General features: G+C 67.1%; 16 protein-coding genes and 1 pseudogene. 7 read left to right on the top strand and 10 right to left on the bottom strand.

Annotated features, from left to right (window positions below):
- Positions 1-21 precede the first annotated feature (21 nt).
- The 4 genes from PSTAB_RS15695 to gcl form a co-directional block, all read right to left on the bottom strand.
- On the bottom strand, positions 22-1293 hold the full coding sequence (locus PSTAB_RS15695; protein ID WP_013983709.1) for a glycerate kinase type-2 family protein: 1272 nt from the start codon (positions 1291-1293) through the stop codon (positions 22-24).
- Between the two features lie 328 nt (positions 1294-1621).
- Entirely contained in the window at positions 1622-2512 is an 891-nt protein-coding gene (locus tag PSTAB_RS15690; protein WP_013983708.1) for a 2-hydroxy-3-oxopropionate reductase, read from the bottom strand.
- Positions 2513-2584: 72 nt separating this feature from the next.
- Entirely contained in the window at positions 2585-3367 is a 783-nt protein-coding gene (gene hyi, locus PSTAB_RS15685; RefSeq protein ID WP_013983707.1) for a hydroxypyruvate isomerase, read from the bottom strand.
- A 173-nt stretch (positions 3368-3540) separates the two neighbouring features.
- Positions 3541-5322 (bottom strand): glyoxylate carboligase, encoded by a 1782-nt coding sequence (gene gcl, locus PSTAB_RS15680; RefSeq protein WP_013983706.1) that lies wholly within the window; start codon positions 5320-5322, stop codon positions 3541-3543.
- Between the two features lie 114 nt (positions 5323-5436).
- Here gcl and PSTAB_RS15675 point away from each other — a divergent pair, with 114 nt between their 5' ends.
- Positions 5437-6345 carry a LysR family transcriptional regulator gene (locus tag PSTAB_RS15675; protein ID WP_013983705.1) on the top strand — a complete coding sequence of 303 codons (909 nt, stop codon included), beginning with the start codon at positions 5437-5439 and terminating at the stop codon, positions 6343-6345.
- Between the two features lie 5 nt (positions 6346-6350).
- Here the strand turns inward: PSTAB_RS15675 and uraH are convergent, their stop codons facing one another.
- Together uraH and PSTAB_RS15665 are read right to left on the bottom strand one after the other, a co-directional pair.
- A complete protein-coding gene (gene uraH / locus PSTAB_RS15670; protein ID WP_013983704.1) occupies positions 6351-6761 on the bottom strand; it encodes a hydroxyisourate hydrolase in 411 nt (136 codons plus the stop codon).
- A gap of 15 nt (positions 6762-6776) precedes the next feature.
- On the bottom strand, positions 6777-7280 hold the full coding sequence (locus tag PSTAB_RS15665) for a GlcG/HbpS family heme-binding protein (protein ID WP_013983703.1): 504 nt from the start codon (positions 7278-7280) through the stop codon (positions 6777-6779).
- A 200-nt stretch (positions 7281-7480) separates the two neighbouring features.
- Between PSTAB_RS15665 and PSTAB_RS15660 the strand changes: the two genes are divergently transcribed.
- The 5 genes from PSTAB_RS15660 (at position 7481) to PSTAB_RS15640 (ending at position 12356) form a co-directional block, all read left to right on the top strand.
- Positions 7481-8155, top strand: a complete 675-nt coding sequence (locus PSTAB_RS15660; protein WP_013983702.1) for a heavy metal response regulator transcription factor — start codon at positions 7481-7483, stop codon at positions 8153-8155.
- Positions 8152-9510 (top strand): heavy metal sensor histidine kinase, encoded by a 1359-nt coding sequence (locus tag PSTAB_RS15655; RefSeq protein ID WP_013983701.1) that lies wholly within the window; start codon positions 8152-8154, stop codon positions 9508-9510. The genes PSTAB_RS15660 and PSTAB_RS15655 overlap by 4 nt, the downstream gene beginning before the upstream one ends.
- A 75-nt stretch (positions 9511-9585) precedes the next feature.
- A complete protein-coding gene (xth, locus tag PSTAB_RS15650; protein WP_013983700.1) occupies positions 9586-10377 on the top strand; it encodes an exodeoxyribonuclease III in 792 nt (263 codons plus the stop codon).
- 136 nt (positions 10378-10513) lie between these two features.
- Entirely contained in the window at positions 10514-11767 is a 1254-nt protein-coding gene (locus PSTAB_RS15645) for a sensor domain-containing phosphodiesterase (protein ID WP_013983699.1), read from the top strand.
- Between the two features lie 136 nt (positions 11768-11903).
- Positions 11904-12356, top strand: coding sequence for a PA2169 family four-helix-bundle protein (locus PSTAB_RS15640; RefSeq protein WP_011914196.1), 453 nt, complete (start codon positions 11904-11906; stop codon positions 12354-12356).
- Positions 12357-12416: 60 nt separating this feature from the next.
- Here the strand turns inward: PSTAB_RS15640 and PSTAB_RS15635 are convergent, their stop codons facing one another.
- From PSTAB_RS15635 to PSTAB_RS15620, 4 genes are all read right to left on the bottom strand, one after another.
- Complete coding sequence (locus PSTAB_RS15635) at positions 12417-13814, bottom strand: efflux transporter outer membrane subunit (protein ID WP_013983698.1); 1398 nt, start codon at positions 13812-13814, stop codon at positions 12417-12419.
- Complete coding sequence (locus PSTAB_RS15630; protein WP_013983697.1) at positions 13811-14926, bottom strand: HlyD family secretion protein; 1116 nt, start codon at positions 14924-14926, stop codon at positions 13811-13813. The genes PSTAB_RS15635 and PSTAB_RS15630 overlap by 4 nt, the downstream gene beginning before the upstream one ends.
- Complete coding sequence (locus PSTAB_RS15625) at positions 14923-16497, bottom strand: MFS transporter (RefSeq protein WP_013983696.1); 1575 nt, start codon at positions 16495-16497, stop codon at positions 14923-14925. Before PSTAB_RS15625 ends, PSTAB_RS15630 begins: the two co-directional genes overlap by 4 nt.
- A 177-nt stretch (positions 16498-16674) precedes the next feature.
- Positions 16675-17295 carry a TetR/AcrR family transcriptional regulator gene (locus tag PSTAB_RS15620; protein ID WP_011914192.1) on the bottom strand — a complete coding sequence of 207 codons (621 nt, stop codon included), beginning with the start codon at positions 17293-17295 and terminating at the stop codon, positions 16675-16677.
- A gap of 223 nt (positions 17296-17518) precedes the next feature.
- On the opposite strand from PSTAB_RS15620, the pseudogene PSTAB_RS15615 reads away from it, so the two are divergent.
- Positions 17519-19452, top strand: a pseudogene (locus tag PSTAB_RS15615) (methyl-accepting chemotaxis protein).
- The last annotated feature ends 76 nt before the right edge of the window (positions 19453-19528 follow it).

Raw genomic sequence — 19528 nt, 5'->3', positions numbered from 1 at the left:
GCCTGAACGAAGTGGAGGCCGTCAATCCGACGACGGCAGGATCAGGATCGCGCGAAAGTCGTTGACGTTGGTGCGCGTCGGGCCGGTGACGATCAGGCTGTCCAGCGCGGCGAAATAGCCATAGCCGTCGTTGTCGGCCAGCGAGTCGGCGGCACGCAGACCCAGCGCCTCGGCGCGGGCAAAGCTGTCCGGGGTCATCAGCGCGCCGGCGTTGTCCTCCGAGCCGTCGATGCCATCGGTGTCGCCGGCCAGAGCGTAAACGCCGGGCAGGCCTTGCAACGCTTCGGTCAGGGCGAGCAGGAACTCGGCATTGCGCCCGCCGCGTCCGTTGCCGCGCACGGTGACGGTGGTCTCGCCGCCGGACAGGATCACGCAGGGCGCGGCGATCGGCTGGCCGTGCAGCACCACCTGGCGGGCGATGCCGGCATGCACCTTGGCCACTTCGCGTGCTTCGCCTTCCAGATCACCGAGGATCAGTGGGGTGATACCGGCGTCACGGGCCGCCTGGGCCGCGGCATCGAGGGACTGCTGCGGCGTGGCGATCAGCTGGAAGTGGCTGCGCGAGAGCATCGGATCGCCCGGCTTGAGGGTTTCCGAGCGCGGATCCTCGAGCCAGGCGCGCACATTGGCTGGCACCTCGATGTGGTAACGCTCGAGAATCGCCAGCGCCTCGGCCGACGTGGTGGGGTCGGCGACGGTGGGGCCGGAGGCGATCACCGTGGCTTCGTCGCCGGGCACGTCGGAGATCGCGTAGGTGTACACGCTGGCCGGCCAGCAGGCTCTGGCCAGGCGGCCGCCCTTGATCGCCGAGAGGTGCTTGCGCACGCAGTTCATCTCGCCGATGTGCGCGCCGGAGCGCAGCAGCGCCTTGTTGATGGCCTGCTTGTCCGCCAGCGAGATGCCTTCGGCCGGCAATGCCAGCAATGACGAGCCGCCGCCGGAGAGCAGGAAGATCACCCGATCGCTTTCCTCGAGGTTGCTGACCAGCTCCAGCACACGGCGGGCGACGCGCTCGCCGGCGTCGTCCGGGACCGGGTGTGCGGCTTCCACCACTTCGATACGCCGGCAGTCGGCGTGGTGTTCGTAGCGGGTCACCACCAGTCCGGACAGTTCACCTTCCCAGACCTTCTCGATGGCTTCGGCCATGGCCGCGGCCGCCTTGCCGGCGCCGATGACGATGGCACGGCCGCTGCGGTCTTCGGGCAGATGGTCGGCGAGTACATGGCGCGGATGGGCGGCCTCGATGGCGCTGTCGAACAACTGGCGCAGCAGGGCTTGCGGGTCGAGGGTCATCTGAAGCTCCTTGTATGAGGTCTGCAACCGATTCCAGACCTTAGGGCTCGCCAATGCAAGCGCTAAGGTCTGCAATTGAAATCGACCCGCCCGGCAGTCGGGCCGTGACTCCTTGTGCCGGGCGAATCGAAAAGGTGCCGTCTGGTGACGGCGGTCGGGCTGAGATGCGCAGGTCATGCTGGTCGTGGGGAGACGCGATGATTCCGACCTGACGCACCTCTGGCCCGGCCCTTTGAGCGGCGCTGCGCGGGCGTTGCGATGACCCACCACCCGGTCTGTCTGTCCCTGAAGGTGGGGTCGCTGGCCCATTGCAGCGTGCTCGAAGGCTTTACTCCTTGCGGATCGAGAAGTTGGCCATGTGCTCCAGGCCCTTGATCAGCGCCGAATGGTCCCAGCCGCTGCCGCCGATTGCCGCGCAGGTGCTGAACACCTGCTGGGCATTGGCGGTGTTGGGCAGGTTCAGGCCCAGCTCGCGGGCACCGGCCAGGGCGAGGTTGAGGTCCTTCTGGTGCAGGCTGATGCGGAAGCCCGGGTCAAAGGTGCCCTTGATCATGCGCTCGCCGTGCACCTCGAGAATCTTCGAGCCGGCGAAACCGCCCATCAGCGCCTCGCGCACCTTGGCCGGGTCGGCACCGTTGCGTGCGGCGAACAGCAGTGCCTCGGCGACCGCCTGGATGTTCAGCGCGACGATGATCTGGTTGGCCACCTTGGCAGTCTGGCCATCGCCGTTCTCGCCGACACGGGTGATGTTCTTGCCCATCGCCTGGAACAGTGGCAGCGCGCGGTCGAAGGCCGTTTCGCTACCGCCGACCATGATCGACAGGGTGGCCGCCTTGGCGCCGACTTCACCACCGGATACCGGGGCGTCGAGGTATTCAGCGCCGGTGGCCTTGATCTTCTCGGCGAACTGCTTGGTGGCAGTGGGGGAGATCGAACTCATGTCGATCACCACCTTGCCGGCGCCGACGCCGGCGGCCACGCCATCGGCACGGAACAGCACGTCGTCGACCTGCGGGGTGTCCGGCACCATGACGATGATGAACTCGGCTTCCTGGGCGACTTCCTGCGGATTGGCCAGGCCGATGGCGCCGGCTTCGGTCAGTTCGGCCGGTGCCTGGTCGTGGTGCTGGGACAGGAAGATCTGGTGGCCGGCCTTCTGCAGGTTGATTGCCATGGGCTTGCCCATGATGCCGGTGCCGATGAATCCGATTTTAGCCATGAGTGTTCTCCTCGATTCTGTGGTGCAGGCCGCTGTGCGGCCCGCGTTGCTGCCTGGGCGGCGCGCTGTTGATCAGATGGCGTTGTGGCTTTTCAGCCAGCCAAGGCCGGCTTCGGTGGTGGTGGCCGGCTTGTATTCGCAGCCGACCCAGCCCTGGTAGCCGATGCGATCCAGATGCTCGAACAGGAAGCGATAGTTGATCTCGCCGGTGCCTGGCTCGTTGCGTCCGGGGTTGTCCGCCAGCTGGATATGGTTGATCGCCGCCAGGTTGTTCTCGATGGTGCGCGCCAGGTCTCCCTCCATGATCTGCATGTGGTAGATGTCGTACTGCAGGAACAGGTTGGCGTGACCGACCTTGCCGCGGATCTCCTGCGCCTGGGAGGTGTTGTTGAGGAAGAAGCGCGGGATGTCGCGGGTGTTGATCATCTCCATCACCAGGCGGATGCCGGCCTCCTCGAGCTTCTGCGCGGCGTAGCGCAGGTTTTCGATAAAGGTGATTTCCAGCTGGCCGAGATCGGCGCCACGCGGGGCGATGCCGGCCAGGCAGTTGACCTGGGTGTTGCCCAGCACCTTGGCGTAGGCGATGGCCTTGTCCACGCCGGCGCGGAACTCCTCGACCCGCTCCGGCAGAATGGCGATGCCACGCTCGCCGCCGGCCCAGTCACCGGCCGGCAGGTTGAACAGCACCTGGGTCAGCTTGTTGGCATCCAGCTGAGCCTTGATCTGCTCGGCAGGGAAGTCATAGGGGAACAGGTACTCGACACCGGAAAAGCCGGTCTGGGCGGCAGCGGCGAAGCGGTCCATGAAGTCCTGCTCGGTGAACAGCATCGACAGGTTGGCGGCAAAGCGGGGCATGGTTTTCTCCTGATCTGTAGGGATCACATTCGATTTCGCATTGCGGTGGTGTGGTGGCCACCCTGGGTGTTGCGTTTGCGGTGGATATGCTTCGCGATAGCCACCCTACGGTCCGAAGTGTTCGTAGGATGGAAGACCGCGAAGCGTCTTCCACGCGTCTGGTTACGGTTGAATCAGTCCAGCAATCCAACCGCGGTCGGGGCATCTTCCCGGCCTGCGGCCAGCGCCTCGAACTCGTTGATCGCGTCGATCTCGGTGCCCATGGCGATGTTGGTCACCCGCTCGAGGATCACCTCGATCACCACCGGCACGCGGTGTTCGGCCATCCAGGCCTGGGCCTGCTCGATGGCCGGGCGCAGGTCTTCCTGCTTGAACACGCGCAGCGCCTTGCAGCCCAGGCCCTCGACCACCGCGACGTGATCGACGCCGTAGCCTTCCATGCCGCTCTGGTCGGCATTGATGTTCTCGAAGCCCAGCTGCACGCAGTAATCCATTTCGAAGCCGCGCTGCGACTGGCGGATCAGCCCGAGGTAGGCGTTGTTCACCAGAATGTGGATGTAGGGCAGCTTGAACTGCGCGCCCACCGCCAACTCCTCGATCATGAACTGGAAGTCATAGTCGCCCGAAAGCGCCACTACTTTGCGCGCCGGGTCCGCGGCAACCACGCCGAGCGCTGCCGGAATGGTCCAGCCGAGCGGGCCGGCCTGGCCGCAATTGATCCAGTGGCGCGGCTGGTAAACGTGCAGGAACTGCGCGGCGGCGATCTGCGACAGGCCGATGGTGCTGACGTAGCAGGTGTCCTTGCCGAATGCGTTGTTCATGCACTGGTACACGCGCTGCGGCTTCATCGGCACGCTGTCGAAGTTGGTCTTGCGCAACATCGTGCGCTTGCGTTCCAGGCAGTCGGCGGCCCAGGCGCGGCGATCCGGCAGACGGCCTTCGGCCTTGCGCGCCTTGGCCACGTCGACGAACAGCTCCAGCGCGGCGCGGGCATCGGAGACGATGCCGTAGTCCGGCGCGAACACCCGACCGATCTGGGTCGGCTCGATGTCGACGTGGACGAAGGTGCGGCCCTTGGTATAGGTCTCCACGGAGCCGGTGTGACGGTTGGCCCAGCGGTTGCCGATGCCGAGCACGAAGTCGGATTCGAGCAGGGTCGCGTTGCCGTAGCGGTGGCTGGTCTGCAGCCCGCACATCCCGGCCATCAGCGGATGGTCGTCGGGGATCGAGCCCCAGCCCATCAGCGTCGGGATCACCGGCACGCCCACGGTCTCGGCGAATTCCACCAGCAAGGCCTCGGCCGCGGCGTTGTAGATGCCGCCACCGGCGACGATCAGCGGGCGCTCGGCGGCGCAGAGCATGTCGATGGCTTTCTCGATCTGCTTGCGGGTTGCCGCCGGCTTATAGACCGGCAGCGGCTCGTAGGTGTCGACGTCGAACTCGATCTCGGCCATCTGCACGTCGAACGGCAGGTCGATCAGCACCGGGCCGGGGCGGCCGGAGCGCATCACGTGGAAGGCCTGCTGGAACACGCGCGGGACCAGTGCCGGCTCGAGTACGGTGACCGCCCACTTGGTGACCGGCTTGGCGATGGACTCGATGTCCACGGCCTGGAAATCTTCCTTGTGCAGGCGGGCACGCGGTGCTTGCCCGGTGATGCAGAGGATCGGAATGGAGTCGGCGGATGCCGAGTACAGGCCGGTGATCATGTCGGTGCCGGCCGGGCCGGAGGTGCCGATGCACACGCCGATGTTGCCTGGCTTGGCACGGGTATAGCCCTCGGCCATGTGCGAGGCACCCTCGACGTGGCGGGCGAGGATATGACGGATGCCGCCATCGGCCCGCAGGGCGGAATACAGCGGATTGATCGCGGCTCCGGGGATGCCGAAGGCGGTGTCGATGCCTTCCTTGCGCAACACCGCGACGGCGGCATCGATTGCTCTCATTCGGGCCATGGATCGTTCCTCCTGGGTAACTCGATAGTTTTTATACGTGGCCCAAGCATGCCGCCCTGGATTCCGTGGAGGAATTGGCCGAGACTTCAGTTCTGTCGATATCAGGAGTATCGAATGGATCGCTATACGACCCTGCGCAGCTTCGTGCTGGTGGCCGACTGCGGCAGCTTCGCCGCCGCCGCGCACAAGGAGAACGTCACCCCGGTGGTGATGGGGCGGCGGCTGGATGCGCTGGAGCGGCATTTGGGCGTCAAGCTGATGCACCGCTCCACCCGCGGCCTGTCGCTGACCGATCTGGGCGAGCAGTATCTGGAGCGCGCCCGCGGGCTGCTCAAGGACTTCGATGAGGTGGATGCCAGCATCAGCCACGACCGCACCTCGGTACGCGGCCACCTGGTGGTGTCGGCGCCGGCGGCATTCGGGCGGCGGCATATCGGCCCGCACGCACCGGCGTTCCAGGCGCGCTACCCGGACCTGCAACTGTCGTTCAACTTCACCGACAGCGTGGTCGACCTGGTGCGCCACGGTTACGACATGGGCATTCGCATCGGCGAGGTGACCGACCCCAACTATGTGGCGGTGCGGCTGTTCCCCAACAGGCGGGTGGTCTGCGGCTCGCCCGAGTACTTCGCTCGCCATGGTACGCCGACGACGCTGGAGGAACTGACCGAGCACAACTGCCTGGCTTTCAACCTGCAGGGCGGTCAGCAGCGCGGCTGGACCTTTCTGCGCGACGGCCGGCAGGTGGCCATCCGCGTGGCCGGCAATCTGGACTGCAATGACGGTGAGCTGCTGTTCGACTGGGTCAAGCAGGGCCTGGGCATCGGCTGGCGCTCGACCTGGGAGATCCAGGCCGAGCTCAAGCGCGGCGAGCTGGTCACGGTACTCGACGAGTACGCATTGCCGGCCTACGACATCCAGGCCGTTTACCCGCAGCAGCGCTACCTGCCGGCCAAGGTGCGTTTCTTCATCGACTACCTGAAGGACATCTACAACGCACCGGGCTACTGGGAAGTGCGCTGAGCGACTCAGTTGCCGCGGTAGGTGGAGAAGCCGTAGGGGCTCAGCAGCAGCGGGATGTGGTAGTGCTCGACGCTGCCATCGGCTTCGAAGATCACCGGAACTTCGGGGAAAAAGGTGCTGGCCTTCTGCGTGGCGAACCAGTCGCCGGTCTTGAAGGTGACGCGATAGGTGCCTTTTTCCAGCGCCTTGCCTTCCGGGTAGAGCGCCGTGATCCGACCCTGCGCGTTGGTCTCGCCGCTGTTGAGTGATTTCCAGGTGTCACCCTGACGTTGTTCCAGGGTAACGCGCACATCCGGCGAGGGCAGACCGTTTTCCAGGTTCAGCACGTGCACGCTGAGCGGGTTGCCAGCTGCGAGGGTGAGACCGGACAGGCCACTGAGCATCAAGCCGGCGGCGATTGAACGTAGTGCTTTCATGGTGTTTTCCTTTCTTCAGTGGGAGGAGGGCAGCAGTTTTTCGATGGCGGCCACGGCGCAGGCCTCGTCGTTCTTGGCACCGCCGGCACCGGCCACGCCGATGGCACCGATCACCTCGTCGCCGACCTTCAGCGGCACGCCGCCGCCGAGCAGCAACAGTTCGTCCAGGGTGTTGAGGTTGGCGGCATCCGGCGTGCTGGCGGCGCGTTCGGCGAACAGGCGGGTCGGCGTCTTGCTCGACAGCGCGGTGTAGGCCTTGCGCTGCGCGGCCAGGGTGTTGTGCGGACCGACGTTGTCGTCGCGGCGCAGGGCAACGAGGTTGCCGCCGCGATCGACCACGGCGACCACCGCAGTGCGGTTCTGCGCATGGCAGGCATCCAGGGTCTGCTGGATCAGGCCGTCGGCCAGAGCCAGCGAGACGTTCTGCTGGGTGATCGGCGTCGGCGTGGCGGCGTTGGCGCTCAGGGCCGGGGTAAGCACTGCCAGGGCCAGCAGGGACAGTGTGGCGGCGATACGCATATCGGTAGTTCCTTCGGTGACGTGGCTTCGGGGTGCATGGTGCCGATGCCTGCCCGTCAGAACCGTTGCCAGCGCATTACGCTTTTGTAATGGCTGGTAGTCGTCGCCTCCCATAACCTAGCAGGCCGTTGAAGAACTACCTGCGTTGCCTCGCTGACGTCCTTCAACGGCCTGCGACGCACATTTGGCAAGGTGACCCGATGCGAATTCTGGTGGTGGAGGACGAGGCCAAGACGGCCGACTACCTCAAGCGAGGGTTGGAGGAGTCCGGCTACCGGGTGGAGGTCGCGCGCAACGGCGTCGACGGCAAACACCTGATCGAGGAGGAAACGTTCGATCTGGTAATCCTCGACGTCATGCTGCCCGGGCTCGATGGCTGGCAGCTGGTGCAGGTGGTGCGCCAGCGTTCGGCGCACACGCCGGTGCTGTTCCTCACCGCCCGCGATGCGGTGGAAGACCGGGTGCGCGGGCTGGAACTGGGCGCCGACGACTACCTCATCAAACCCTTTTCCTACGCCGAGCTGCTGGCGCGGGTGAGCACGCTGCTGCGTCGCGGCCCGCCGCGGGAAGTCGAGCATTTCCACGTCGCCGACCTGGAGCTGGACCTGCTGCGCCGCCGCGTCACCCGTCAGGGCGAGCGCATCAACCTGACCAACAAGGAGTTCGCCTTGCTGCACCTGCTGCTCAGTCGTCAGGGCGAGGTGCTTTCCCGTGCGCAGATCGCTTCGCAGGTCTGGCAGATGAACTTCGACAGCGACACCAATGTGGTCGACGTGGCGATCCGCCGGCTGCGCGCCAAGGTCGACGATCCGTACCCGCTCAAGCTCATCCACACCGTGCGCGGCATGGGCTACGTGCTGGACATCTCGGCATGAGTCTGTTGCCACGCTCACTCAGCCTGCGCCTGGCACTGGCCTTCGCCCTCGTCGCGGTGGTGCTGCTCGGGGCCATCGGCCTCTACCTGTACCGCTCGCTGGAACGCGAGATCGTCTGGCGCGACGACCAGGCGCTGCTCGGCCGGCTGGAGCGCATGCAGGCGCTACTGGACGACAGCGCCAGCGTCGACGCGCTGCGCCAGCGGCCGCAGCTGTACGAGAACATGCTGGGCAACCGCGACAGCCTGCTCTGGCTGCTGGATGCCCAGGGGCGCGCGCTGATCGAGATCAACCCGACCCGTCTGGCGATTCCGCCACTGCCGGCCGCCGATCCGGTGGCGCTGCGGGATATCGGCGAGGCGCGTCTGGCCTGGCGACAGCTGCCCGGCGAGGCGGGGCTGACGCTGGTGGCCGGGCGCCTGCTGAGCGAGCGCGAACAGATGCTGGGTGCCTATCGCGCCAAGCTGTGGTGGGCGCTGAGTGTCGGCGCGCTGCTGGCATCCGTGCTCGGCTGGTTGATCAGCCGGCGCGCGCTGCGCCCGGTGCGCCGGCTGACGCGTCAGGCCCTGGCGATCGACGTGCAACACCTGCACCTGCGCCTCGACGACTCGACCGTGCCGAGCGAGCTGGAACCGCTGCGTGCGGCGCTGAACCAGATGCTGGCCCGGCTGGAGCAGGGTTTCGCCCGACTGTCGCGCTTCAGCGAGGACCTGGCCCACGAGATGCGCACGCCATTGGGCAACCTCATGGGCCAGACCCAGCAACTGCTGCACCGTGCCCGCTCGGTGGAGGATTACCAGGCGCTGCTGGTCTCCAATCAGGAGGAGTATGAGCGCCTGGCGCGGATGATCGACAACATGCTGTTTCTCGCGCGTGCCGAGCAGCCGGCGGCGGCCATCGAGCGGCAGCGCTTTGCACTGCCGGCACTGGTCGGGCAACTGTGCGACTACTTCGAAGGCGTCGCCGAAGAGCGCGGCATCCAGCTGCTCGACGAGACCGAGGGCGAGCTGTGCGGCGACCCCGAACTGATCCGCCGGGCGCTGGCCAATCTCGTCGCCAACGCGCTGCGCTACGGCGCAGCCGACAGCCCGGTGCGAATCGTCAGCGCTACCGGGGACGGCTGGCGGCGCGTCAGCGTGATCAACCAGGGCCCGCCCATCGCCCCGGAGCATCTGCCACGCCTGTTCGACCGCTTCTACCGCTGCGACCCTTCGCGCGCCGAGCCGGGCGACTCCGGCGGACTGGGGCTGGCCATCGTACGTTCGATCGCGCAGCTGCATGGCGGCGAGGTGGAGGTGCACAGCGACGCCAGCGCGACCCGCTTCACCCTGTGCTTGCCGGCTGATCCCGACTGACGGCGCCCAAGGACGGATGCCGGCCCGTGAGGTCACAGCTAAGGTGAATATCACCAGCTGAGCAGAGAGGCGCTTGTGGATCGTCTGAAAATCGCCACCTTCAACATCAACGGCATCCGGGCGCGCCTGCCCAACCTGCTCGAATGGCTCGAGCGCGAGCAGCCCGACGTGGTCTGTCTGCAGGAACTCAAGGCGCAGGATGCCGACTTCCCCATCGACGACATCCGCGGCGCCGGCTATGGCGCCATCTGGCACGGGCAAAAGTCCTGGAACGGCGTGGCGATACTCGCCCGTGACAGCGAGCCGCTGGAGATCCGCCGCGGCCTGCCCGGCGACCCGGACGACAGCCACAGCCGCTATCTGGAGGCCGCGGTGCACGGAGTGATCGTCGCCAGCCTCTATCTGCCCAACGGCAACCCCCAGCCCGGGCCGAAGTTCGACTACAAGCTGGCCTGGTTCGAGCGGCTGATCGAGCACGCCGCAGGCTTGCTCGCCAGCGGGCATCCGGTGGTGCTCGCCGGCGACTACAACGTGGTGCCCACTGACGAAGACATCTACAACCCGCGCTCCTGGCGCAAGGATGCGCTGCTGCAGCCGGAAAGCCGCGCGTGCTACGAGCGCCTGCTGGCTCAGGGCTGGACCGATGCCTTGCGCGCCCAGTTTCCGGACGAACCGGTCTATACCTTCTGGGACTATTTCCGTCAGCACTGGCAGAAAAATTCCGGGCTGCGCATCGACCATCTGCTGCTCAGCCCCGATCTTGCGCCGTGCCTGCAGACGGCCGGTGTCGATCGTTGGGTGCGTGGTCAGGAGCACGCCAGCGACCATGCGCCGACCTGGGTCAGCCTGGCGCGCGAGGCGGACTGATGGCCAAGGCGGTCGCGACGTGCGTGTGACCGCTGGAGGTGAGGCTGCGCGGCCGCTGGCTGGCGCGCAGCGGTTGTGGCCGGCCGGTCGTCAGGGCCGGCGGGTTATGTTGCAGGCGTAGACCCCGGAGGTATGGATGCTCGGACATTTGAGGCCGTTTGCGGCCGTTGAGGACCTGATCGACCCGGTTGCCGTGCTGGCGAAGCTCGAAGCCGGCAATGTGCCGATCGGCTCCATGCTGTGCGAGGCGCTGCATGCGGTGCGCAGCCACCTCGGAATGGAAGTTGCGTTTATCGCCGAGTTCAGCGAGGGGGCCCGGGTGTTCCGCCATGTCGATGGGCGGACCGAGCACCTGGTGCTGTGTGTCGGCGACTCCAATCCGCTGGAAGAGAGCTACTGCCAGCGCGTCGTCGATGGCCGCCTGCCGGAATTGATCAACGACGCCACCCAGCTGCCTGCGGCGCTGGAGCTGCCGGTTACCCGCGAACTGCCGGTCGGCGCGCACCTGAGTGTGCCGATCCGTTTCAGCGACGGCGGTGTGTACGGCACCTTCTGCTGCTTCAGCACGCGGCCGGATGGCAGCCTGAACGAGCGCGATCTCAACACGCTGCGGCTGTTCGCTGCCTTCGCCGGGCGGCTGCTGGAGACTCAGGCGAAAAGCCAGCAGAGCTGCGCCAGCAAGCGCAGCCGGATCGAGAGCGTGCTGGCCGAGCGGAGCTATGGGGTCGTCTACCAGCCCATCGTGCATCTGGTGGAGAACCGCATCGTCGGCCACGAGGCGCTGGCGCGTTTCCGCGCCGACCCGCAGCGCACGCCGGACAAATGGTTCGATGAAGCGGGCCAGGTCGGGCTGCAGAAGGAACTGGAGATCGCCTTGATCGAGGCCGCGCTGCAGGGCTTCGACCGTTTACCGGCCGACAGCTACCTGTCGCTCAATGTCTCGCCCGAAACCATCCTGGCCGGGGCGGTCGGCGAGGTGCTCGCCCGCCAGCCACTGGACCGGCTGATGCTGGAAGTCACCGAACATGCCCTGGTGCAGGACTACGAGCGGCTCGCCGAGGCACTAAAACCGCTGCGCCGCGAGGGCCTGCGGCTCGCCGTGGACGATGCCGGCGCCGGCTACGCGAGCTTCCGCCACATCCTCAAACTCAAGCCGGACGTCATCAAGCTCGACGCCAGTCTGATCCGCAACGTCGACAGCGACACCGGCTGTCGCGCCCTGGCCGCGGCGCTGATCCGCTTCGCCGAGGAGACTGGCTGCAAGGTGGTCGCCGAGGGCGTCGAGACGCAGGAAGAGCTGGCGATGCTGCGGCGTCTGGCAGTGAACAAGGCCCAGGGCTACCTGCTCGGCCGACCGTCCGCACTCAGCGCTCGCGTGGCAACGGGCTGAGCGGCTGTTCCGCAGCTGTCTCGGCGTGCCTGCGCCTTCGGGCGGTTTCGCTGAACCTTTATGGTGCGCGGGCAGTCGATTTTTAACACGGGCCAGTGCTTTTGGCCCTTCGAGTCGACTTGCCAGGAGGTACAAGATGGATACGAAAGAGACGATTTCCGTGCTCAACGATCTGATAGAGACCTGCAAGGATGGGGAAAAGGGCTTTCTCGAATGTGCCGAGGATCTGCGCGACCCGCAGCTCAAGAGCACCATGAACCAGCGTTCGCGCGATTGCGCCACCGCCGCTGCCGAGCTGCAGCAACTGGTGCGCTCGATGGGTGGCGATCCGGAGACCAGCACCAGCCTCTCGGCCGATATGCACCGCCGCTGGGTCGACCTCAAGGCGATGATCACCGGCAAGGACGACGAGGCGATTCTCAACGAATGCGAACGTGGCGAGGACGTGGCGGTGAAGAGTTACCGCAAGGCGCTGGAAAAAGACCTGCCGGCCGAGGTGCGGATCGTTGTGGAACGCCAGTACCAGGGCGTGCAGCGCAACCATGATCAGGTCAAGGCACTGCGTGACGCCGCTCGCGCACGCGGCTGATCGCGCGTTACCCGTCTGCACGAAACGCCAGCACTTGCTGGCGTTTTTTTATGCCCGCACTCACTCCGTGCGCTCGGTAGCTGCATGCTCCGGCGCCCGCCAGCCGCCACCCAGGGCGCGGTAGAGTTCAATCAATCTGTTCAGCTGCGCCTCCTGCAGCTGCACCTCGGCCAGTTGGGTATCGAACAGATTGCGCTGCGCATCCAGCGCCTCCAGATAAGAGGAATAACCGCCGTGATAGCGGTCCTCGGCGATCGCCAGCGAGCGCGCCAGCACTTCGCGGCGCGCTTCAAGACGGCGGCTCTGACGGGCGAGGCTGTCCAGTCCGGATAGCGCGTTCTCCACCTCGCTGAAAGCATTGAGCGCCGCCCTGCGATAGGCGTAGGCAGCCTGATTGCGCTCGGCCGTGGCCACCGCCACGCCGGCCTCCAGCCGCTCGCCATCGAACAGCGGGGCCAGTACGCTGGCGCCGAGGCTCCAGACCTTCACCGGGTCGTAATCCAGCGCATCGACGTATAGCCGGCCCAGGCTTGCCGAGAGTTGCACCCGCGGCAGAAAGCGGTCGCGCTCGCTGTCGAGGAAACGGTCACTGGCGGCCAGCTGCAGCTCGGCCTGGTACAGATCCGGCCGCTGCCGCAGCAGCGCCGAAGGCAGGCTGCCCGGCACCGCTGGAGCCTGCAGTGCGGCAAGCGTGCCCCGTGGCACCGGCCCGGGCGGGTCACCGGTCAGGCGTCGCAGGGCGTGTTCCTGCTCGAGGCTAGCCTGCTCAAGCCGCGGCACCAGTTGCGCGGCCGCCTCGTACTCCGAACGCGCCTGGGTCTGCTCCAGTTCGGAGGTGTAGCCCATGCGCGACCGGTCCTCGGCAACCGCCAGGGCGGCGCGACGGGACCGCACCGTCTCATGGGTCAGCTGCAGCTGACGATCCAGTGACAGCAGCGCCACATAGCCCTGCGCGACGGTCGCGGCCAGCGCCAGGCGCAGGGTCTGCTGCTCGGCTTCGCTGGCCTGGAACTGCAACTCTGCCGCCTCGCGCAGGCTGGCCAGGCGGCCCCAGAGATCGACCTCGTAGGCGAACTGCAGGCCGGGTTGCGCGGCGGTGGTGCGGGTCAGGCCAAGGGGGCCGAGGTCCTGGCTGCGCTCCAGCCCGAACACCGCGTCCAGGCTCGGTAGCAGCGCGGCGCGAGACAGGCGTATCCGCTCGCGGGCCGCCGCCAGCCGTTCGGCGCCGATCAGCACGTCGGTGTTGCGCGCCAGCGCACGATCCACCAGATCGAGCAGAGCCGGATCGCCGAAGCCGCGCCACCACTGTGCAACCGGTGCGTTGCCATGGTTGGGCTGGCGCCACTGCGAGGGCACCTCGTCCAGCCGGGCTTCGGGTGGCAGCGGCTGGCGCGGAGGCACGCAGCCGGCCATCACCAGCGTCAGCGCCAGCGTGCCGAGCAGACCGGTTTTCCTCATGGCGCCGCGGTGTCCACGTGGGTGACCACCGACAACCCCGGCCGCAAGCGCTCGAGCAGCGGCTGGTCCGGGTCGATGGCGATGCGTACCGGCAGCCGCTGGACCACCTTGGTGAAATTGCCGGTGGCGTTGTCCGGGCGCAGCAGGCTGAACTCGGAGCCCGTGGCCGGGGCGATGCGCTCGATGCGGCCGGTCAGGCGCGCGCCGTTGAGGGCATCGACCTCGAAACTCACCGGCTGGCCGGGGCGCATGTTCGCCGTCTGGGTCTCCTTGTAGTTGGCGATCACCCAGAGCTTCGGCGGCACCAGGAACAGCAGCTGCGTGCCGGCAGTAACGTACTGGCCCAGGCGCACGCCCACCTCGCTGACCCGCCCATCGCCAGGGGCGACGATCTCGGTGTTGGCCAGGTCGATCTCGGCCTGGTGCAGCGTTGCCTGGGCGATCTCGACCCGCGCCTGCAGGCCGCCCCGGGAGATGCCGCTGGCCTTGAGCGTCTGCTCGGCGATCTCGATGGCGGCGCGTGCCTTGCGCACGTTGGCCGACGCGGCGCGGGCGCTGGCGCGGGTCTGGTCGCGCTCGCGGATGGACACCGAGCCGCGCTCGGCGAGTTCGTCGACGCGACGCTCGTCGGCCCGTGCCCGTGCCTCTTCGGCCTCGGCGGCGAACAGGTCGGCGCGGCGCGCGGCCAGGGTGGCGCGGTCGGCGGCCAGTTGCTGGTCGAGGTTTTCCAGTTCGAAGCGTGCGGCGTCCCGTTCAGCGCGGCGCTGGGCGACCCGTTGCTGGTACTGCCTGTCATCGATGCGTACCAGCACCTGGCCCTGGCGGACCTGCTCGAAGTCCTGCACCCGCACCTCGGTGACGCAGCCGGCGACCTGCGGCGCGAGCACCGTGAGCTGGCCGCGCACATAGGCGTTCTCGGTGGTGACCAGGCTGCCGGTGAACGGCCAGAGCTGCCAGGCATAGAGGATGGCGAGCACGCCGACCAGGGCCACCAGCGTCATCAGGACGATCGAGCGGCGGCTTGGCTGGATCGTCTTGGGCGGCTCGGGTGGTGTGCCGCCGGCGTCCGTGGTCGGCGTGGTCTCGGCGTCGGGTGTGCGCGCATCGCTCATGGGGCGGAAGCCTTCTTCTGTCGCGCCAGGCGCAGGGTGTGGAACAGTGACCAGCCGAGCACGGCGATGGCGAGCAGGCCGATCAGGCGGAACACGTCATTGAAGGCCAGCACGTTGGCTTCACGCGTGACGGTCTGCGACAGGCGAGCGCCGCCGAGTGCCTGGCGCAGCTGCGGGTCGAGCTGGGTGGCGGCCACTGCCTGGCTCTGTTGGGCGAGACGGGCGGCGATGCGTGGGTCGTCCGGCACCACCTGCTCGGTCAGGTGTGCCGAATGGTACTGCTCGCGGACGATCTGATAGGTGCCGAACACGGCGGGACCGGCAAGCCCGCCCAGGCTTTGGGTCATGGAAAACAGCACGATGAAGCTGACCAGGTAGTTCGGCCCGTTGGCCAGCGCCTTTCCGATGCCGGTGATCAGCAGCGGGCCGAGGAACATGCCGCTGGCGAACGACAGCAATCCCTGGCTGAGGAAGAGGTCATGCGGGCGGGTCTGGCTGGTGGCGTCGACGTCGAGAAAGCTGGCGATGCCGATCAGCAGGATCGAGAGCAGTATCTGCGCCGCGGCGGTCCGCGGGCTGAAGCTCAGCGCGCTGGCGGCGATGCCCATCACCAGCCCCAGCAGAATCACCGCGTACAGCGGGCGCAGCTGATCCGGCCCCATGCCGAGCGTTTGCAGCAGGCCGACCGCGCCATAGCTCTGTTCGGACAGCAGAAAGCGCAGCGCCAGCGCACCGAAGGCGAAGCGCAGCATCTCGGCGGTGCCCAGCCAGCGTGTCTGCAGCAAGGGGTTGCGCCGGTGATGTTCGATCATGAAGGTCAGGCAGCTGAGCAGCAGGGCCGCGATCAGTGCGTAGCCCAGCCACGGCGCCTCGGTCCACCACTGCACGCGGCCCTGGGCGAAGACTGCGGCAACCAGCGCCAGCGCCGGGGCGAAGAGGGCGAAGGTAAGGAAGTCCAGCGGCTCGAACACCTTGATGCGCTCGCCCAGCGGCAGCTTGAGCACCACCACGGCGGCCAGCGAGCAGAGCGCCAGGCCGCTTTCGAACACGTACAGGCGATGCCACTGGCCGATATCCACCAATGGTGGCGATAACAGCCAGGCCAGCGGCGTGGCGACTTGCGTCAGGCCGAAGGCGACGATCACCCCGCGCGGCAGGTGGGCCTTGGAAAAGGCCTGGAGCATGTAGAACAGCCCCAGCGACGTGGTGGCCGCTGCGGCGAAACCGCTCGCTGCGCGCACGAACATCGCCATGCCCAGGCCTTCGACGAACATATGGGCGATGCTGAGCAGCGCATAGACCGCCAACCCCAGCTCGGCGAAATGCCGCAGGCCGTATTGCTGGCGCATCTTGATCAGCAGCAGGTTGGTCGAGACGTTGACCATGAAGTAGGCGGCCGGCAGCCAGGCGCCCTGCGCGGGCGTCAGGCCCAGATCGCCCTGGATCGCCGGCAGGTTGGCGATGAATAGCGCGTTGCCGAGCCCGCCGGTCAACCCCACCAGTACGGCAACCGCGGCGTAGGCCAGGCGCCGCGGCGGACTGTGCAGCAGGATCGCCGGCGAGCCGGGCATGGACGGGCGTTCGTGGGGTTCCCAGCGTGGTACCGGGGCAAGGTATTCGGGCATCTGGACTCGGCAGCTTGTTGCGCCGACGGGCGCGGTCCTAGGTAGGACAAGCGCTGCAACGAATTTCGCCCTCCGCTCACCCGATCACGGCATCGCCAGCAGCGGGCGCTGCCGTGCGCAGTCTCAGGCCGCCGTCGGCTCGGCGATTTCGCAGCCCCTGAGGACCAGGCGGATGATGGTGTCGGCAGCGGCATCGTAGTCCGCCTCGTCGAGCCGGGCCTTGCCGGTGACGGTGCTGATCTGCCAGTCGAAGTCGGCATAGGTCTGCGTCGCGGCCCAGATGCTGAAGAGCAGATGGCTGGGGTCGATGGGCGCCATCAGACCCTGGTCGATCCAGCCCTGAATGCAGGCGATGTTATGCGCGGCCTGGGCGTTGAGCTGGGCGGTGCGCTCCGGTGACAGGTGCGGGGCGCCATGCATGATCTCGCTGGCGAACACCTTGGAGGCATAGGCGTGATCGCGGGAGATGCGGATCTTGGTGCGGATGTAGGCGCGCAGCACCTCGGCCGGATGGCCTGGCTGATTGAACGGTGCAGAGGCTTCGAGCAGCGGTTCGACGATGCTCTCCAGCACCTCGCGATAGAGGTTTTCCTTGGACTTGAAGTAGTAGTAGACGTTGGGCTTCGGCAGCCCGGCGCGGGCGGCGATGTCGCTGGTCTTGGTGGCGGCGAAGCCCTTTTCCGCGAATTCCTCGCTGGCGGCTCGCAGGATCACGTCTCGGTTGCGCTCTCGAATGCTGGACATGCGGACCTGTTTGGCTGGCGCCGCCCGGCCTGGCGGCGGTTCGGCATGCTAGCACTCGCTTCTTTGCGGCCTCAACCGAGCCGCCATCCGTCGGTTCAGCCCGAGCCAAGGCTAAACGCCATCAAGTTCCCGACAGCCATGCCGCTAAATGGCCTTGCGTGCGTCATAAATTGTGTACAGTAGTGGCACTTTGATGTGTCCAATAATAACGCGAGGGCCTTCCATGCAGTTCTTCAAGCGCAGCATTCAGTGGCAATTGATCCTCAGCATGGGCGCGGCGCTGCTGGCGAGCCTGCTGATCGTCATCCTGGTGTATGCCTCGGCTGTCGAGCGCCTCGCCGAGCGCTACCTGCTCGACGAGGCGCTGCCGGCGAATATCAATGCCATCCGCAACGATATCGAGCGCACCCTGGCGGCACCCATCACCGCCACCGCCGGTATCGCCGGCAACACGCTGGTGCACGACTGGCTGATCCAGGGTGAGGATTCGCGGCAGGCCGAGGCCATCGGTCGCTACCTCAATGGCGTGAAAGCCCAGCAGAACGCGCTGACCACCTCGGTCGCGGTGCTTGGCAGCGGCCACTACTACTCCGACGCCGGGCTGAGCCGGACCCTGTCACGCTCGACACCGGCCGATGGCTGGTTCTACAGCCTGGTGGACGGCGCCCTCGAACGCTGGGTGGAGCTGGACGTCGACAAGGCCACCGGCCAGCCGACCCTGTTCATCAACCAGCGCATCAGCGCCGGCGGACGAGTGCTTGGCGTGGCCGGGCTGGGTTACAGCCTGAGCGCCATGTCCGCACTGATCGCCGACTTCCGCTTCGGCGAGCGCGGCGAGGTCTATCTAGTCGGCAGCGATGGCCAGGTGAAGATCCACCCGCGCAGCGAGCACAACGGCCGTGCTGCACTGGCGGAGCTGGCCGGCGCGCAGGCCGCGCGGCAACTGGAAACCCAGGCGGGACAGGTGGTGCGTTTCGAACGTAATGGCGAAACGTTCCTGGCCATGGCGCAGCCGCTGGAAGGGCTCGGCTGGGCGCTGATCGCCGAGGTGCCCGAGGCGGAGATCTTCGGTGAGGCGCGGCGCACGCTCTGGACCACCAGCCTGATCGGCGCGGCCATCGGCCTGTTCTTTCTCGGCGTTATCGTTCTGCTGGCGCGCGGCCTGGTTCGGCCGATCCGCCAGGTGACGGCGGCGCTGGTGGAGATTGGTGGCGGCGGCGGCGATCTCACCCGTCGCCTGGACGAAAACCGGGCCGACGAACTCGGCGACCTGGCGCGTGGCTTCAACCGTTTCATCGGCAGCCTGCGCAGCCTCATCGGCGATGTGCTCAAGACCAGCGAGCAGCTGCGCAGCGCGGTCGGCCAGGTGGCACGGGTGGTGGACGACACCGCGGTGCGTGCCGGGCGGCAGCACGAGATGACCGACATGGTGGCCACTGCGGTGCACGAAATGGGGCTCACCGTGCAGGAGATCGCGCGCAACGCCAGCAATGCGGCGCAGGCTTCCCAGGGCGCGCGCAGCGAGGCGCTGGAGGCGCGCCAGGTGGTCAGCGAATCGATCGCCCATATCGAGGGCGGATGTCCGGCGAGATCGGCCAGGCCGCCGGCTCGGTGACCGAACTGGCGCAGCAGGTGGCCTCCATCGATCAGGTGCTGGCGGTGATTCGCAGCATCTCCGAGCAGACCAACCTGCTGGCCCTCAATGCCGCCATCGAGGCGGCCCGTGCCGGCGACATGGGCCGTGGCTTCGCTGTGGTGGCCGACGAGGTGCGCACCCTGGCCAGCCGCACCCAGGCCTCCACCGACGAGATCCAGCAGATGATCCTGCGCCTCAAGAACGGCGCGGAGAACGCGGTCGCCTCGATGCATGCCGGCCAGGCGGCCACCGGCACCGGCGTGCAGGCCAGCCAGCGCACCGGCCAGTCGCTCGGCGCCATCACCGAGCAGGTCGAGGCCATCAGCGACATGAACACCCAGGTCGCGGCGGCCACCGAGGAGCAGACCAGCGTCACCGAGGAGATCACCCTCAACGTGCAGGGTATCGCCGACCTGGCCCAGGCCACGGCGGTCGACGTGCGGAACTGCCGGGCCGACTGCCAGGCGCTGTCGCGGCTGGCCGACGACCTGAGCCGGCAGATGGGCAGTTTCAGGCTCTGAGGCATCGACCCGCCGAGCCGGGCGCGGTGGTTCGACGGTCGGGAGGGAGGTAAGGCGGGGTGGCCGGGGCCCGTGC

It is taken from the genome of Stutzerimonas stutzeri, from assembly GCF_000219605.1.
Classification (GTDB): Bacteria; Pseudomonadota; Gammaproteobacteria; order Pseudomonadales; family Pseudomonadaceae; genus Stutzerimonas; species Stutzerimonas stutzeri.
This window is presented reverse-complemented; position numbering and strand designations above follow the sequence as displayed.